Source organism: Clostridium sp. (assembly GCF_050717515.1).
Classification (GTDB): domain Bacteria; phylum Bacillota; class Clostridia; order Clostridiales; family Clostridiaceae; genus Clostridium_AD.
This window is the reverse complement of record NZ_JBOITL010000036.1, coordinates 88072-105490: the sequence shown is the minus strand read 5'-3', so window position 1 is coordinate 105490 and position 17419 is coordinate 88072. Positions and strand designations below refer to the sequence as shown.

The window sequence follows — 17419 nt, the reverse complement described above, 5'->3', positions numbered from 1 at the left end:
ATAGTTTACTCTTTGATTATTATAAAAAGAAGCTAATTAATTAATGAAGAAAAAAATATTTTAAATAAAATAATTACTTGTAAAATATGGAAAATAGAATTAAGATTAAGTTAATACCTAGACTAGCACAGGAAGGCTCAAAACTGTTATTAGGGGGAGTTAATTTATGAATATTAAAAATGGATTAATTGTTTATACTTTGAATAACAAAAGAAAGGAATATAATTTTTATAGCACTATGGATAAGGAAGATTTTAAAATCATTATTAATAACTCTGTTGAATCTGACGGTTTAAGGATAAATGTAAAAATTATACCAAAGCAAAAACTTACGATTATTACTTTTTTAATTGAAATGGATGAAAAAATAGAAGCCAAAAGTCAGGTATTTATTAATGGATATCAAACCTGGACTAATAGCCGCGAATTTAATTTAGAGGAGTGCATACCGAAGCTGAAAAAAATTGCATGGCCTATAATGAGTGTGTATGGAGATTATGTTTTTTATGATTCGAATCATAATAAACTACAAAGCTTTACATACACTTATATTAGAGGGGAAAATAATATTAAGTTGTTTGGATCAATTTCTGAAAAGACGGGTTACACTATTTTTGAATATGATAACAAAGAAGGAAATATAAAGGTAGTAAAGGATTGTAGCGGGCTTGTAATAGAAGCAGAATATGAAGCCTTTGACTTGTTTTTTATAGAAGGCGAGGAGAATTACTCTTTTGATAAATATTTTCAAGCAATGAAGTTACCAAAACCAAAAGTTCCACATTGTAGCGGGTGGACTAGTTGGTATAATTATTATACAAAAATTACAGAAAAAATAGTCATTGATAATTTAAATGCTTTTAAAGAGAGGGACATACCTATAGAGATTTTTCAGATAGATGATGGATATCAAGAGGCTTTGGGGGATTGGCTTCATGTAAATAAAAAATTTCCTAGTGGTATGGGATTTATAGCAAGTGAAATAAAAAAATCAGGATATAAGGCGGGGATATGGCTTGCGCCCTTTGTATGTGATAAAAAATCACTGATTTATAAGCAGCATCCCTCTTGGATTTTGAAAAAGGTAGGTTTTAATCCTGGTTGGAATGGTTTTTTCTATGTTCTTGATTTTTACAATGAGGAAGTAAGAAACTATATTAAAAAAGTATTTCATACAGTCCTTAATATATGGAACTACGATATGGTAAAGTTGGATTTTCTTTATGCAGTGGCCTTAATACCTAGAAAAGAAAAAACGAGAGGTCAGATAATGTATGAGGCTATGGAATTTCTAAGAGAGATATGTGGAGACAAAATTATTTTAGGTTGTGGGGTACCCCTTGGCTCAGCATTTGGGCTCACAGATTACTGCAGAATAGGAAGTGATGTGTCCCTTTCCTGGGAGGATAAGATTCTGAGTAGTCTTCACTATAGAGAAAGAGTGTCAACAATAAATTGTATAGAGAGCACGATTGGTAGAAGACACTTAAATAATCACGCTTTTATAAATGACCCTGATGTTTTTATTATAAGAAGTAAAAATAATAAATTAACTCAAAATCAGAGATACACTTTGCTTCTGATAAATCTTATATTTGGTGGACTTGTATTTACTTCAGATAATATTAGCGAATATAGTGAGAAAGAAATGCAACTTTACAAATCTATATTTCCTATTAGAGAAAAAACAATTATGGATGTATCTTTTTCTGATGTGATTAGAATTAAATTTATGATTGATAGCAATGAATATTTATTTTTAAGTAATTTAAAAGCGAATAAGCTTGATGTAGAAATAGAAGCTGGAAGTTACATTAGCAGAGAGAAAGGGCTAATTGATAAAAATACCATAATAACGCTAGAACCTTATGAATCTATATGCCTTATAAAAACGGAGACCTTAGAAAAAAAATACATGGAAAGTACAAATATATTTATGTTGTAGTTCAAATTCATACAGCATGTTGAAAAGTCATATATTGCTCTCTTAAACCAATTTAAGTGTAGGGGGAATTATAAAATGAAGGAGCAAACTTACCGTACCACTAAACTTGAACGAGTGTCTTATGGTGGTTATTTTTTTGGACAAAATGTTATCTATACACTGCAATTTCAGTTTCTAAGCTTTTATTATATAGAAAGTGTAGGTCTCTCAATTGCATCTACATCATTATTACTACTTATCGCACGTGTGTTTGATGCTTTTAATGACCCATTTATGGGGGCACTTGTTGATAAACATCCATTTAAGAATAGTAAGTACCTTCAATGGCTTCGAATTGTAACCTATACAGTTCCGCTTACTCTTGTTTTTGTATTCTTCAACTTAGGTCGTACTTATAATGCAAAACTTATTATTGCTTATGTCACCTATATAATATGGGGTATGCTCTACACAATGTCAGACTCTCCACTATTTTCACTGTCTACGGCTATGACAGACAAGATTTTTGAACGTGACAAGTTGATTTCCTATGGTAGACTTGCAGCAGCACTTGGAGTTATTACCAGCGCAGTTTTTATGTCACTGCAAGGTGCAGTTGGTTGGACAGGTTCCATTGGCATCTACGCACTTATATCATTTTTTACAATGCTTCCGTTGCAGTTTTTTTGTAAAGAACGCATACAGTATAAACGCAGCAAGAACATTACTTTTCATAAAATATTCACTTTTTTATTTAAGAATAAAAAATTACTAATCTATTACACGGGATTTTTGGCAATTAGCTCTACTAATTCACTACAAACTATGGCTGTTTATTTTGCCAACTCCAATCTTGGGGACACGGGACTAGTTACTATTATATTGGGTATAACAATACTTCCTGTAATTATACTAGCCCCAATGTTGCCAATGCTTATTAAAAAATTCGGAAAGAAAAATATTACGATATTTTCCTGCATTATGGCTGTTTTTATGTGCATAATACAATATTTTGCTGGTTATAGTAACTTTAACCTTTTTCTAGCAATAGCAACTGTAAGAGTTATATTTATGCAATTACCACTACTTATTTATGGTATGTTTACAGCAGATTGTATTGAATATGGTGCATTCATAAATGGAGAGCGTACAGAGGCCATTGCCTTTTCAATGCAAACACTTATGACAAAGCTATCGGGAGCACTATGTGTAACCCTATGTTTGCAAATGATGGGCTTATTCGGTTATGTAGCCAAATCAAGTACTCAAACCTCAGGTGCACTGCATGGAATATGGATTATAATGAATCTAGTTCCTATTGCTGGTTATTTGGTAATGATTATAATTATGACCTTTTTCTACAATCTAAGTGAAAAGCAAGTGGCTGAAATGATGGTGTCTAACCAGTTAAGAGAACTTTCAGCAAAGGAGTAAATAAACTATTAATAAAGGTATGGTGGTTTATAATGAATAGCTTTAAATATACTTCTAACAGTCGTATAAAAGAGCTACTACAAAGTCCTATTGGTCATGATATAATAGCCAAAATGTTACAACAAACGGGCAAGAGCATGACTCTTGTTAATAATCCAATTATTCGTAATATGCGCCTAAAGCAATTAAGCCTTCTAGCGCCTAAAATTGTGAATAAGGATTTTATCTCCACACTACTAACTTTGCTTAACAGTGAAAATGACACACCATTATTAAATGATTTAAAAATCAAAGAGATTTGGTGGAAAGAAGCGGTAGTTTATCAGATATACCCTAAAAGTTTCAAGGATTCGAGTGGTGATGGCATTGGGGATATTAATGGTATAACTGATAAACTAGATTATCTAAAAACTCTTGGAGTTGAGGTTATATGGTTATCTCCAATTTATGACTCTCCAAATGATGACAATGGCTATGATATACGTGATTATCATGCCATAATGAGTGAATTCGGTACTATGGAGGATTTTAACAATCTGCTTAAAAAAGCCCATTGTTGTGGACTAAAAATCATTATGGACTTGGTTATTAATCATACCTCAGATGAACACGCATGGTTTAAAAGTGCATTGCAAGATGATGATTCACCCTATAAAGACTATTATTTGTGGAAAAAATCAGAAAAACCTGATGGACCACCTAATAACTGGACTTCGTTTTTTAGTGGAAGTGCGTGGAATTACTACAGTGAAAAAGATCAGTGGTGTTTGCATTTATTCTCAAAAAAGCAGATAGATTTAAACTGGGAAAATGGAGCACTACGAGCTGAACTATATGACATGATTAATTGGTGGCTAAATAAAGGTATTGACGGTTTTAGATTAGATGTTATAAGTTATATTTCTAAAGCACCTGGACTACCAGAGGGAAATTCTCTTATAGGGAAAATGATGGGTTACTGCGGTATAGAACATTATTTCTATGGTCCTAGACTTCACGAGTATCTTAAAGAAATGAGAAGTAGGACTTTTGACAATTTCAATGTGTTTACCGTGGGTGAATCACCAGGTACTGGTATGCAAATGAGTAAACTTTTAACTGCTGATTACCGTAAAGAGCTTGATATGGTATTTAGTTTTGATCATCTTGAAAACCCTGGCAAAGTGAGATTTGATGATTATAAATATGATTTAAATTATCTTAAGAAAATATTCAGTGATTGGCAATTAAATTATGGTAACAGCTGTTGGAATGCACTATTTTTTGAAAATCATGACAATCCTAGAATGATTTCAAAAATCAATCCTGGTCCAAAGTATCGTTATGCTATAAGTAAACTGCTAGCAGTAATTCAATTCACTTTAAAAGGTACACCTTTTATTTTTCAAGGACAAGAGCTAGGCATGATTAATTCTGATTTTAAGTCTATAGATCAAATAAAAGACATAGAAAGCATTCAACTTTATAATGAATTAGTAGTAAGTATGAGTGAAGAAAGTGCCCTAAAGAAAATAAATGCAGGAAGTCGCGACCATGCTAGAACACCAATGCAATGGAATGGGCAGCTAAATGGTGGGTTTACGACGGTAGAACCCTGGCTTCAGGGAAACACAGATTTCGCAGATTGCAATGCTGATATTCAATTGAAGGATAAGCATTCTACTTTTAATTTTTACAAAGCAATTATTGCTTTACGCAGAGAAAACAAAGCCCTGATTTATGGTGATTTTATACCCGTAAAAGAAAAAACTAAAGACGTATTTTGTTATTATAGACAACTCGATGGTGTTAAGTTTTATATTGAAATCAACCTATCAAATGTAGAAAAGGTAATACCCAAAAAAAGTAGTAATTGCAAAGAGTTACTCTCGAATTACATCGAAAAGGGAAAAAAGCTTAGAGCGTATGAGGCTACAATATATAGTGTAAATAATTAGATTTAATGGCATAAGAAGTTCGCTATACATCACTATAATTTTTGATTTACAAAGGGGCTAAATCAATAGTTGGACTTTTAATTTTCTACAGGTCATATGAATAAGGTGGGGAGGGAATATGGCTGTGATGTTCATCACAGCCACTCCTAGAAATCGTGGGTTACGTTTTTGCTTAGGATAAAAAGTCTTAATGAACTAAATTTAATAATAATTAACGGTTATAAGATATCAATCCTATATGCCTTAAGTGTTCTTTCAATATATGTTAAAGTTTTTTCAACTGCACTTTCTACTGTATAGTCATTTTTCCCACTTAACAATCTAGACAACATGCCTTCATAAATAAGGACATTCATTTCATTAATTTCATTTAAGTCTTCCTCTTTAAAGAAACCTTCAGCAGCAGCAGCTTTTAATACGGTATAATCTCTTACATTAATATTGTCTTCAAAAAGCATTGGTAAAAATTTTTTAGTTTCTTCCCCTATTTCTTCAGGAAAAATAGAATAATAAGTCTTTATTGAAGAATTGACAGTTGTATGTGAAAAACTGCTAAAGAAAATAAGATTGTATATTTCAGGCCTTAAATAGGAGTAATAGCTAAAGCATTTCCACACATTAATATAATTTTCAAAAGAATTTTTGGAGTTCATAGTGTATTTAGGCAAAGCTTCTGCATAGTCTTTCAAATATCTTAAAGAAGCAAAAAAAATAAGGTGGTTAAGATTTTCAAAATAATTATAAACAGTAGCACTATTAAATCCGGCCATGCTAGCAACTTTTCTTATAGTTACCGCTGAAATACCATCTGTTTCTATTATTGTTTTTGTAGCTTCAAGGAAATATACCATCATTCTTCTTTTTTGTATCTCTTTATTGTCCAATAAAATCACCAATCCTATAAATTTAATAATTCGCCTAAAATATTATAGCACAAAAATAAAGCTAAGTGAGAAAGAATGAAAATTTAGAATATTTTTACTATAAACATGTTTACTTTATAATCATGTTTGTGTTAAAATGATGTCAATGGAATATTCCAACATATTAAACGTTTTCATATTGAAAATTATTGCAAGTTAGAAGCTGGACATGTATCTTCTATAAAACAAAATAATAAGAGGATTTTAGAAAGGGGTGCCAAGTATGAAATTAGAAATAGGAAACTTTTATGTCAAAGACATAGTTTTCGGAGAAAAGACATCTTACACTAAGGGTGTTTTAACAATTAATAAAAAAGAGGCTTTAGACTTTGTTATGCAAGATGAACATATTACTGAGGCAGATTTACACATTGTAAAACCTGGTGATATGGTTCGGCTCTGTCCTGTAAAGGAAGCTATAGAGCCTAGAGTAAAAGTAAATGGCGATGCACTTTTCCCAGGCTATACTGGAGATTTGGTACAAGCAGGTAACGGGAGAACTCATGCTTTAAAAGAATGTAGCTTAATTGTAGTTGGAAAGCATTGGGGGGGATTCCAAGATGGGGTTATTGATATGGCTGGAGAAGGAGCTAAATTTACTTACTACTCACAACTTAAAAATATAGTTCTTGTGGCGGCCACTGATGAAGAATTTGAAAAACATGAACAGCAGAAGAAAAACAAGGCATTAAGGGAAGCAGGACATAAGCTTGCTGAGTTCATAGCACTATGTGTAAAAGACATGGAACCGGAGCTTGTGGAAACTTATGAACTCGGTGCAATCACAAAAAGATCAGCAGAAGTTCAGGCCCTTCCATCCATGGTGTATGTAATGCAACCTCAATCACAAATGGAAGTAGACGGTTACAATGACTTAGTATATGGGTGGGATGCAAATCATATGTTGCCAACTTATATGCATCCAAATGAAATACTTGATGGAGCATTGGTATCAGGAAGCTTTATGCCTTGTTCATCAAAGTGGGCTACATATGATTTCCAAAATTGTCCTACAATAAAAAAATTATATTCAGAACACGGAAAAACTATTAACTTTTTAGGAGTTATAATGTCAAATCTAAATGTGGCTCTTGAGCAAAAAAACAGATCTGCATTGTTTGTAGCTCAAATAGCAAAATCTTTAGGAGCGGATGGTGCCATAGTTGCTGAAGAAGGATACGGAAATCCTGATGCTGACTTTGTAGCTTGCACTGTTGCATTAGAGGATGCAGGCGTAAAAACCGTGGGAATAACTAATGAATGTACAGGAAGAGATGGTCAGTCACAACCACTAGTAACTTTAGATATAAAATTAGATGCAATAGTATCTTGTGGAAATGTATCAGAACTTGTTGAACTTCCTGCAATGGAAACGGTTTTAGGAGAACTTGAGGCTTTAGGACGAGATGGTATGTCTGGCGGATGGGCAAATGATGAAATAATAGGACCTTCTGTAAGAACAGATGGCTCAATTATTATGGAAAACAACGCCATGTTCTGCGGAGACCAGGTAATAGGTTGGTCAACTAAAACAATGAGAGAATTTTAAGGGGGTGCTATAAATGAAAAAAGCTATTATGTACACAAATCAATTCTTCGGCCAAATTGGTGGAGAAGACAAGGCGGATTTTGCTCCTGTAGTAAAGGCAGGCTTAGTTGGTCCTGCTATGGAGCTTAATAAACAAATGGATGCAGAGGTTACACATACAATTATATGTGGCGATAATTTCATTGGCTCAAACACAGAGGAGGCAGTGAAATCTATTATTGGATTTTTAGAGGATAAGGAGTTTGATATATTCTTTGCAGGTCCAGCATTTCAAGCAGGAAGATATGGAGTAGCTTGTGGAACTATATGTAAGGCAGTAAAAGAAAGATTTAATGTACCAGTTGTAACTTCAATGCATATAGAAAATCCTGGTGTGGAAATGTTTAAAAAGGAAATGTACATACTAAAAGGCGGACATAGTGCTGCAAAAATGAGAAATGACATAAAGGCTATGGCAAATTTAGGAAACAAACTTTTAAAAGGAGAAGAAATTCTAGGAGCAGATGCTGAAGGGTATTATGCTAGGGGAATTAGACATCAGGTCTGGAGAACTGACGAAAAAACCGCAGCAGAAAGAGTTGTAGAAATGCTAATCAAAAAGTTAAAGGGTGAAGCATTTGATACAGAGCTTCCAATTCCAAAACTTGATAGAGTACCAATAGCAGCTGCCATAAAAGATTTAAGTAAGGCAAATATTGCACTTGTTAATACAGGTGGTATAGTTCCAATAGATAACCCAGATAGAATTCAATCTGCTTCGGCAACAAGATGGGGTAGATATAATGTAGGAGGAATAGATGATCTGCTAAGTGGAGTTTATAAGACAATTCATGCTGGATTTGATCCTGCAGCTGCAGATGCAGACCCAGATGTAGTGGCTCCTATAGATGCACTTAGAGCTTATGAAAAAGAAGGTAAAATATCAAAACTACACGAGTATTTTTACTCAACTGTAGGAACAGGAACCACACAAGCTGAAGCCGCTAGAATGGCTAAGGAAATGATACCATTTTTGAGAGCAGCAAAAGTGGATGGAATTATAATGGTTTCAACATGAGGAACTTGTACTCGTTGCGGTGCAACCATGGTAAAAGAATTTGAAAGAGAAGGATTCCCTATTGTTCAAATGTGTAACTTAGTACCAGTAGCAACAACTGTTGGTGCAAATAGAATAGTTCCTACTATATCAATACCCTATCCATTAGGACATCCAGCTACTAGTAAGATGGAACAATGGAAATTACGGTATCATAGAGTAGGTGTAGCATTAGATGCTCTTGCTACAGACATTGAGCAGCAAACAGTATTTAAAGTGAAATTGTAGAGTTTAACGACATTTCAGAAGGAAGTCGCCCACGTCTATAAGTGGGGGTCTAAATCTCCTTCTGGAGTCGTTAATTGCAGCATCGCAGATGATGATTTAACCAAATAGGCCTCATTATAAAAAAGTGAGGCTTATTGGTTATAATCATTTGTGATTTACTTAACAATACTAAAAGGGGGAAATGTATGAAAAAGGGTAATGAAAAGGCAAAAGGACAAGACGTCTATTTTATATCTCTAGCTATAACCTTTATTGTAGTTATTTGGGCAATTGTTGCAAAAGATAATTTTTCCAACATTTCTAATGGCCTACTTAAGTTTTTAACAGAAAATTTTGGATGGTCATATCTTATATCAATGGTTATATTTGTTGTATTTTCTTTAACCTTGGCATTTAGTAAGTATGGTAAAATAAGGCTAGGTTCAGATGATTCTAAACCGGAATACAGTAATGCGTCTTGGTTTGCAATGTTGTTTGGAGCTGGAATGGGCATAGGACTTGTATTTTGGGGAGTGGCAGAACCCATATCACATTTTGTTGCACCTCCTGGTATAACGCCAGGAACTGAGGAAGCAGCTAGATTTGCAATGAAGGCTTCATTTATGCATTGGGGATTCCATCCTTGGGCAAATTACGCAATTATAGGACTTTCTTTAGCATATTTTCAATTCAGAAAAAACAAACCTGGTCTTATAAGTAGTATATTTGAACCACTTATAGGAGAAAAAGGGGTAAAAGGTCCTATAGGAAAAACTATAGATATTCTTGCAGTATTTGCCACAGTGGCAGGTGTAGCTACATCACTAGGCCTTGGAACTATGCAAATAAACAGTGGGCTTAAATATCTATTTAATGTTCCAGAAACTCAAACTGTGCAGATACTAATAATATTAATAATTTCCATAATTTATATATGGACAGCAGTTAGTGGAATTGATAAAGGTATAAAGTTAATTTCAGATGTTAATTTATATTTGGCATTAGCTTTATTAGTTCTTGCATTTTTAGTGGGACCAACACTAAAAATAATAAACTCATTTACTGATGGCATGGGCTTATATTTGAATAATATATTACAAGATAGTTTATCAATTAATGCATTTGGAGATAATTCTTGGCTAAATGGATGGAGAATATTCTATTGGGCATGGTGGATTGCATGGGCACCATTTGTAGGAACATTCATAGCAAGAATATCTAAGGGTAGAACCATAAGAGAATTTGTTTTAGGGGTTGTTGTTGCTCCATCTGTGGCATCATTTATATGGTTTTCCGTATTTGGAACAGCAGGAATAAACTTAGGAACTACAGGAGTGTTAGGTATGGATGCGCTAAAACAAATTGCAGCCTCGCCTGAAACGGCATTCTTTGTTATTATGGCTAAGTATAAGCTAGGAACAGTATTATCATTTATTGCAGTATTTTTGCTAGGAACTTTCTTCATTACATCGGCAAACTCGGCTACCTTTGTTTTGGGAATGCTTACATCTGGTGGAGAGTTAAACCCATCAAATAAAAAGAAAATAGTATGGGGAGTGGTCCAAGCCTTACTGGCAGGCAGTTTGTTACTTGCTGGAGGATTAAAGGCGCTTCAGACTATTTCTGTGGCGGCAGCTTTCCCATTTATATTTGTAATGATATTCGCATGTATATCATTGTGGAAAGCTTTAAAAAGTGAAGATATAAGTTCTTAATCTAATTAGCATAAAATTAGTGATAGTATTTTATATAATTAAAAAATGGTTAAAGAATCCCTGGAAGTTATGTTCCGGGGACTTTAATTTTTTTGTCCAGGGTTGAAGGATAATTGTGGAACAGTATATACCTAAATATTATTAATGGGAAATCGCAAAGTTTATGTGATAAATGGGAACCGGGTATGAAATGTGATTTATTCTAATATATGCTTGTATAAAAATTTGTATCATTGTATAATGAAAATTGCTGTTTTGGTTAGTTTATAATAAAAATCTTGAAAATATTATAGAGAACAACTATAAAATATAAAGAAAAGGATGAAAAATATGACTAAAAAAATAAATCTAATTAAAAGACTAATTCTATTTTTTATAGGAATGAGTATAATACAGATTGGAGTAGCTTTGTTTTTAAAAACTAATATTGGTTCTGATCCGTTTACTTTATTTACTCAAGGATTAGCATTTTTGTTAAAGAAAACACCTGGAAATGCTAATATGATTATTTTATTTGTATTGTTTTGCATAATACTTTTAGTTGAAAGAACTCGTATAAAGATAGGAACAATTATATGCGTGGTTGGAGTAGGACCTATTATTGACCTTGGAGTAAAAGCTGTTTCATTTTTCCCAATTGCATCTTCAAATATTGCCATAAAAATACTGTTAGTTGTATTCGGCTGTATTCTAATTGCAATTGGATTTTCTATACTTTCAGCAAGTAATCTAGGGGTTGCACCAAATGATATTATTGCATTTATAATAAAAGATAAAACTAATTTAGAATATCGTTGGATTCGTATGGCATTAGATGTTAGCTTTTTAATAATAGGCTTTGCCCTGGGCGGAATATTTGGTATAGGTACAATAATATCTGCATTATTAACAGGTCCACTCATACAATTTTGTCTTCCATATGGAGAAAAATTCGTAAACGTTATTGTTAAAAATCAAGTTGAAGATGAAACAGAAGAAGATATATCTTTAGGTGCTTAAATTTATAGGTGAGTCTAACTACTAAAATGATAAATTTATTGGAAAATAAAAAACACTCATAAAATGAGTGTTTTTTTGTGCAGATAACATATAAATCATTAGATGATGTTAAAAAGTACTTTGATTAGATTGGTTTTTGAAGATGCCTAAATTAAAATTGTGAATACAATTTGTTTTGCTAGAAAATTTTCTTGTAAATCCAAGTTCCAAATCGAAGGGGCCAAGCGATTAATATTCCGATGGACGCAATTGCGTTACTAATAAATAATGAAGAAAGTGGATCTACTAGGGAATTGTCATTAACAAGATAGGTCCAAGTTGAAGAAGGTGGCTTTATCCGCCCCTTTAAGCTAATGAGTCCCTGCTTTGATAAATCCAACGCTTCAAAATCTTGTAAGATTCTCTTTTGTATCTCTTGCTGTAAATTTTGAAATACACTAGCTGTTTCCAGTTGAAATTCTTGCAGTGGGTTTTTACGCTGGAGTATACTTAATTTTACTCCATCTTGAAGATATGCTACATGAGCAAGATAATCAACCCAAACTTCATCAATATTATATAGTGCTACTTGTTTTTCAAGTTCATTGACAGTGTATTCACTAAAGAAGTTAATTAATTTTGTAAATAGCTGTGGATTTTCTAGGCTTAATATATTAAAAGGTAAACTATCATAGACTATTTCCATTCTTCTTTGGTAAACTTCAAGTCGTTGATTTTCTAAGAAAGAGGAATACTGCCATAATGCTCTACGTAAATCAGAATCCTGGCCCTGAATAATTCTCTGCACATGTTCTATTTTACTTGCTATCCTAGGACTCATCAAAGATTCTTCTTGCAGCTTTGGTCTAATTGCCGCGGGTATTATTTCATCGATACCATATCTTTTAATAAGGTCATCTTCAAGGCTTATAAAGAATTTTGACATGCCAACATCACCCTGACGACCAGTTCTTCCTTTAAGCTGCTTATCAATGCGAATACTCTCATGCCTATTAGTACCTATAACATATAATCCTCCAAGGGAAGCTATCTTATCTCTATTAGCTCCATCTAGGCCACCAAGTTTTATATCAGCACCCCTGCCAGCCATATTAGTTGAAACAGTAACTGCATAAAGAGTAGCTGCTTGTTCAATAATATGCGCTTCAAGCTCATCATTTTTTGCGTTTAAAATTTTATGTTTAACGCCTAGCTTATTTAATTCTTCAGCTAAATATTCTGACTCTGATACACTGCAAGTGCCGATTAAAATAGGTTGTCCCGTGTCATGTACTCTTTTGATTTCTGAGGTCAAAGCATTGTATTTGGCTTCTTTGTGTGTAAATATTACATCGGGATAATCAATTCGCTTACAAGGTATATGTGGTGGAATTACTAGCACCTCCATGTCATACATATCGCTTATTTCATTTAATGAGTCCATTGCTGTACCAGTCATCCCTGCAATTTTTTTATAAAGCAAAATGAAACTCTGTAAAGTTATCTGATTCATTATACGTCCTTTTGACTTAGGGGTAAGGCACTCCTTAGCCTCTAGGGCTGCTTGAATACCATCTGGCCAACGTCTATTAGTGGCTACACGTCCAGTAAATTCGTCTACCATTTCAATTTTACCGTCTCTAACAATGTAGTCTATATCCTTCTTCAGTAAGGCAATTACATGGATAATATTGTGGACTTCACTAAGTAATTTAAAGTTTTCTTCTGCATATAAATTTTCACAGCAAAGCATAGCTTCTGCCTTAAGTAGTCCTGATGGTGTTAAAAATGCATTTCTTTTAACTTCATCCTTGTCATAGTCCACTTCAGGTTCCAGTTTTCTTAGAGCCTCCATTGTTAAACAAAGAGTATTATCAGTAGGGTCTCCTCCTGCTGCAATAACTAATGGTATTCTGGCTTCATCAATTAATATGGAATCTGCCTCGTCTACTATGGCAAAATTAAATGGCCGTAGCATAATTTCACTTTTTTTATAAGAAAGTGAATCCACTAAATAATCAAATCCAGCTACCTTGGCAGTTACATATGTAATATCGCAGGCATAGGCTCTTTGCTTTTCATGACTTTTCATAGTTTCATGTACGAACCCCACAGTTAATCCAAGCATTTCATATACAGGACCCATCCAAGTTGCATCCCTGCGCGCTAAATAATCATTAAAAGTCAGTATGTGACACCCATGACCTGTAAGTGCATTTAAGAATGCAGGGAACACAGCGGCTAAAGTTTTCCCTTCACCGGTCTGCATCTCTATTAATCTTCCTTTATGCATAGCTATGCCAGCAATTAGTTGCTCGTCGTAAGGAGTGAGGCCTAGTAATATTTTAACAGCCTGTTTAGCAAGTGCAAAAGCTTCTATAATTATGTCATCCATAGGTGTACCCTCTAAAATCTTACTTCTGAGCTCATGTGATTTATTTAGAAAGCCTGCATTATCCAATGAATCAAATTTAATACGATTTATTTGTTCTACTATTTTTTTGTAGCTACTATATTCTGACTTATTTACTAGATTATAAAATTCTTTTCTAATACTAATGGAAATATGAATCACCACTCTTTCAATATAAAACAATTTAGGTTACAATTATTCCACATTATGTTTTACAATAGTATCTTAACTTTATTGAAATTATATCATATTTTTGCCAGTGAGATATCTAAAATTTTGTTGCTGGAGCTTCTTTTCTTAACAAAACAATCCAGAAAGTAACAATTAGAATATCTCAAGATATTTACAGTAATCTACAAATGTTGAAGGATAATATTAGACTTATATCGAATTATGTAAAAATAAGATATTAATGAATTTGGGAACGTTGATGGCGTTAGTTTAACATAGATCGAACCTGGAGATGATAAGAAATGATTAATGAAGTTGAAAAACTTAAAAATGATACAATATCATTCATCATGTATTAATTTAGAAAAAAGATTGTATGAAATTAGCGATAGTTTATGGAAAGGTATTTTAAATGTCAATGAAGATAATTTTAATAATATAAGTCTTGTCCATAATTTCCTTATAGAAGAAGTTTGCAATATACACAAACAAGAAGAGCATTTACATAATGCAGAAATTTATAAAAATAGTTTAAGTTTTAAGTACATAAAAAATAAATTAATTGACGGCAGACGAGCTTTATGAAAACAATAAAAAACACTCGTAAAATGAGTGTTTTTTTTGGTGCAGATGACAGGAATCGAACCTGCATGCCGTAAAGCGCTAGACCCTGATTCTAGTGCGTCTGCCAATTCCGCCACATCTGCATAAATGGTAACCTATAGGGTAATTAAACATCTACAATAGTTTATTTAGCTTAAAATAGTGAAAAAACCAAAGCCGGGTTAAGTACATTATATACCTTTTATCTAATTATGTGTAAAATATTTCTGAAATTTCTAAAATTTCTTACGGCGCAGTTGTTTAGAGCTTTGAGAAATTAAAATTAAATAAAGATAACTTTTTATGATATGATGTGTATTGCAGTAATGCTTCATGGGAATAAGATTTCAGATTGCGAAGGATTTTATATAATAACAAATGATATAATTATTCAATATATTAATGAATGATTATGACCAATTTCTTTTGCTAGCAGGGGGTGAACTAATAAAGGTATGTTTTTATTGAAAGGAATTGTTATAGGTATGTTTGTTTCTTTTCCTATTGGGCCACTTGGGTTATTGTCTATACAAAGAACCATAAATAAGGGGTGGAAAATAGGTTTTATTTCTGCTGTTGGTGCAGCTGCATCAGATTTGATTTATTCTTCCTTAGCAATTTTAGGGATAAGCTTTATAGATAATTTTGTAAACAAGCACAGATGTGTTATTAGTGGGTTAACTGGAATTTTATTTGTAATAGTTGGAATTAGTATTCTCAGTAGCGGAGCAGGAAAAATAAAAAATAAAGAAGATAAAGAGGGAGAGGGGATACATCCGTTTTTTGTTCATTTTTTCATGGGGTTATCTAATCCTATGACATTTTTAATTTTCTATGTTATATTTACTAAAATAGGTATATATGTTGAAGGAGGTACATTTCTGCAGCATATAATATTTGTTATATTGATTTTTGTGGGTTCTTCTATTCAATGGTTAATCACCACCAATTTAATAGAGGAATCTAAGAAGAAATATAAATTTGAGTGCTTTATCTTTATAGATAAAATAATTGGTATAGTTATTATTTTATTTGGTGTTTTTAGCATTATAAAGGGAACAACAAGATTTTATTTATAAATTTCACGAAAAATAATTGGAAAATTTTATTAGAATATAAAATATAGGAAAGGAACCCTTATGGGTTCCTTAAAAATTTCTAGCCTTTTTAAAATTTTCATAAGTAGCATGTATGTGAATTTGTTTCATTACTATTTTCATATCCTCTTTTTTCGAAAATATTTATTTTAGGTAAAAGTAACTAAAAAACATAAGTACTTATAAATATAATTTAGTTTCAATTCTTCTATCATATTCTGACCAATTACCAGATTCTGTTTTATTCTTTACTTGAGAAATCTTATTCATAGTAGCATCTATAGAATCGGCATAATTAACTATAAATGATTCTTCCATTTTCATTCCTCTTGGGGATCCAAATTCAAGCTTTCCATGATGTTGAACAATGCAACCTTTTATCCTGGTAATAAAATCTTCCGAATATAATGTTGGATTTTCTCTAATTGCTTTATCTAGTAACTCTACTCCAATAACAATATGACCTTCCATTTCACCTCTAAGGGTATATTTAAAAGGACCATCATAATATAGTTCATAAATTTTCCCGATATCATGAAGTTTTGCTGCAAGTAAGGCTATTTCTGTTCTCCTACATTCATATCTTTCACAAAGTATAGCAGTTAAGTACATAACATTAAGGGTGTGTTCTGCAAGACCACCTATATAATTATGATGCATAGACACTCCACCTATGCATCTTTTAAATTTATCTAAAACTATTTCATTCTTAAAGAAATAGTCGTTTAATGCCTTACCTTCATTTGAAATAATATATTTATTGGTATACAATTCAATTTCATTCATGATGTCTTCAATAGGTCTTTTTACGGTTGGAAGATAATCAGAAAGATTATAATCTGAAATGAATTTATATTTTTTCACATCTAGATTTTTATCTTTAAAACCTTCAATTGCTAGTACGCTACCTTCAATAATATCTCCATTTTTACTTGGCATATTAGCTTTTATTTCTCCGCTTTTATCAACTAATATGCATACTACCTTAGAAGAATCTTTGACTAGTATTTTCATTACCATTAATGATATTTTTATATTACTTTCACTTTTTATATCGCATAAAAATTTTTCTTTTGTATTCATATTTTACCTCCATTAGTTGAATTTAATTATAGCATACCTCCAATACCTTGGACAATATGCACAATAATACTTATTATAGTGCTATTTTTGTATGTTATAAATATTTTTATATGCTTATCGCTATTTACAATTATTCTCTTGTCTATCGTCAAGCGCTATCCATCCCACACCTGAAGGAGTAGGCTTTTCGCACAAAATTTGTAATTTTTCATAACAAGAGGTTTTTAAGCAGAAAAAACAAATCGAAAAAAGTTAAGATAACTCTAAAATATATCATATAAAGCAGTTC

General features: G+C 32.5%; 12 protein-coding genes and 1 tRNA gene. 9 read left to right on the top strand and 4 right to left on the bottom strand.

What is annotated here, in order from left to right; genetic code table 11:
• Positions 1–166 precede the first annotated feature (166 nt).
• The 3 genes from ACREV6_RS20015 to ACREV6_RS20005 all read left to right on the top strand — a co-directional run bounded on the left by ACREV6_RS20015 (position 167) and on the right by ACREV6_RS20005 (position 5295).
• Positions 167–1945, top strand: coding sequence for a glycoside hydrolase family 36 protein (locus ACREV6_RS20015; RefSeq protein ID WP_431579810.1), 1779 nt, complete (start codon positions 167–169; stop codon positions 1943–1945).
• Between the two features lie 75 nt (positions 1946–2020).
• The gene (locus ACREV6_RS20010; RefSeq protein WP_431579809.1) at positions 2021–3358 is read left to right on the top strand and encodes an MFS transporter; all 1338 of its coding nucleotides are present in this window, start codon (positions 2021–2023) and stop codon (positions 3356–3358) included.
• A gap of 32 nt (positions 3359–3390) precedes the next feature.
• Positions 3391–5295, top strand: a complete 1905-nt coding sequence (locus ACREV6_RS20005) for an alpha-glucosidase (RefSeq protein ID WP_431579808.1) — start codon at positions 3391–3393, stop codon at positions 5293–5295.
• A gap of 218 nt (positions 5296–5513) precedes the next feature.
• Here ACREV6_RS20005 and ACREV6_RS20000 read toward each other — a convergent pair whose 3' ends face one another.
• On the bottom strand, positions 5514–6179 hold the full coding sequence (locus tag ACREV6_RS20000) for a TetR family transcriptional regulator (protein WP_431579807.1): 666 nt from the start codon (positions 6177–6179) through the stop codon (positions 5514–5516).
• Positions 6180–6441: 262 nt separating this feature from the next.
• On the opposite strand from ACREV6_RS20000, the gene ACREV6_RS19995 reads away from it, so the two are divergent.
• The 4 genes from ACREV6_RS19995 (at position 6442) to ACREV6_RS19980 (ending at position 11784) form a co-directional block, all read left to right on the top strand.
• Complete coding sequence (locus tag ACREV6_RS19995) at positions 6442–7767, top strand: glycine/sarcosine/betaine reductase component B subunit (protein ID WP_431579806.1); 1326 nt, start codon at positions 6442–6444, stop codon at positions 7765–7767.
• A 13-nt stretch (positions 7768–7780) separates the two neighbouring features.
• The gene (gene grdH, locus ACREV6_RS19990; RefSeq protein WP_431579805.1) at positions 7781–9091 is read left to right on the top strand and encodes a betaine reductase selenoprotein B; all 1311 of its coding nucleotides are present in this window, start codon (positions 7781–7783) and stop codon (positions 9089–9091) included.
• A gap of 185 nt (positions 9092–9276) precedes the next feature.
• Entirely contained in the window at positions 9277–10785 is a 1509-nt protein-coding gene (locus ACREV6_RS19985; protein WP_431579804.1) for a glycine betaine uptake BCCT transporter, read from the top strand.
• A 330-nt stretch (positions 10786–11115) separates the two neighbouring features.
• Complete coding sequence (locus tag ACREV6_RS19980; protein ID WP_431579803.1) at positions 11116–11784, top strand: YczE/YyaS/YitT family protein; 669 nt, start codon at positions 11116–11118, stop codon at positions 11782–11784.
• Positions 11785–11962: 178 nt separating this feature from the next.
• Here the strand turns inward: ACREV6_RS19980 and ACREV6_RS19975 are convergent, their stop codons facing one another.
• A complete protein-coding gene (locus ACREV6_RS19975; protein ID WP_431579802.1) occupies positions 11963–14359 on the bottom strand; it encodes a preprotein translocase subunit SecA in 2397 nt (798 codons plus the stop codon).
• Positions 14360–14656: 297 nt separating this feature from the next.
• On the opposite strand from ACREV6_RS19975, the gene ACREV6_RS19970 reads away from it, so the two are divergent.
• On the top strand, positions 14657–14932 hold the full coding sequence (locus tag ACREV6_RS19970) for a hypothetical protein (RefSeq protein WP_431579801.1): 276 nt from the start codon (positions 14657–14659) through the stop codon (positions 14930–14932).
• A 37-nt stretch (positions 14933–14969) separates the two neighbouring features.
• Here ACREV6_RS19970 and ACREV6_RS19965 read toward each other — a convergent pair.
• Positions 14970–15054, bottom strand: a tRNA-Leu gene (locus tag ACREV6_RS19965).
• 351 nt (positions 15055–15405) lie between these two features.
• On the opposite strand from ACREV6_RS19965, the gene ACREV6_RS19960 reads away from it, so the two are divergent.
• Positions 15406–16029 (top strand): LysE family translocator, encoded by a 624-nt coding sequence (locus ACREV6_RS19960; protein WP_431579800.1) that lies wholly within the window; start codon positions 15406–15408, stop codon positions 16027–16029.
• 198 nt (positions 16030–16227) lie between these two features.
• Here ACREV6_RS19960 and ACREV6_RS19955 read toward each other — a convergent pair whose 3' ends face one another.
• Positions 16228–17130, bottom strand: a complete 903-nt coding sequence (locus ACREV6_RS19955) for an HD domain-containing protein (RefSeq protein ID WP_431579799.1) — start codon at positions 17128–17130, stop codon at positions 16228–16230.
• Between the last annotated feature and the right edge of the window lie 289 nt (positions 17131–17419).

Bases quoted from the DNA above. Each gene is read 5' to 3' on its own strand.
- ACREV6_RS20015 (WP_431579810.1), top strand. From the start codon at position 167: ATGAATATTAAAAATGGATTAATTGTTTATACTTTGAATAACAAAAGA.
- ACREV6_RS20010 (WP_431579809.1), top strand. From the start codon at position 2,021: ATGAAGGAGCAAACTTACCGTACCACTAAACTTGAACGAGTGTCTTAT.
- ACREV6_RS20005 (WP_431579808.1), top strand. From the start codon at position 3,391: ATGAATAGCTTTAAATATACTTCTAACAGTCGTATAAAAGAGCTACTA.
- ACREV6_RS19995 (WP_431579806.1), top strand. From the start codon at position 6,442: ATGAAATTAGAAATAGGAAACTTTTATGTCAAAGACATAGTTTTCGGA.
- ACREV6_RS19985 (WP_431579804.1), top strand. From the start codon at position 9,277: ATGAAAAAGGGTAATGAAAAGGCAAAAGGACAAGACGTCTATTTTATA.
- ACREV6_RS19980 (WP_431579803.1), top strand. From the start codon at position 11,116: ATGACTAAAAAAATAAATCTAATTAAAAGACTAATTCTATTTTTTATA.
- ACREV6_RS19970 (WP_431579801.1), top strand. From the start codon at position 14,657: ATGAAGTTGAAAAACTTAAAAATGATACAATATCATTCATCATGTATT.
- ACREV6_RS19960 (WP_431579800.1), top strand. From the start codon at position 15,406: ATGTTTTTATTGAAAGGAATTGTTATAGGTATGTTTGTTTCTTTTCCT.
- ACREV6_RS19955 (WP_431579799.1), bottom strand. From the start codon at position 17,130: ATGAATACAAAAGAAAAATTTTTATGCGATATAAAAAGTGAAAGTAAT.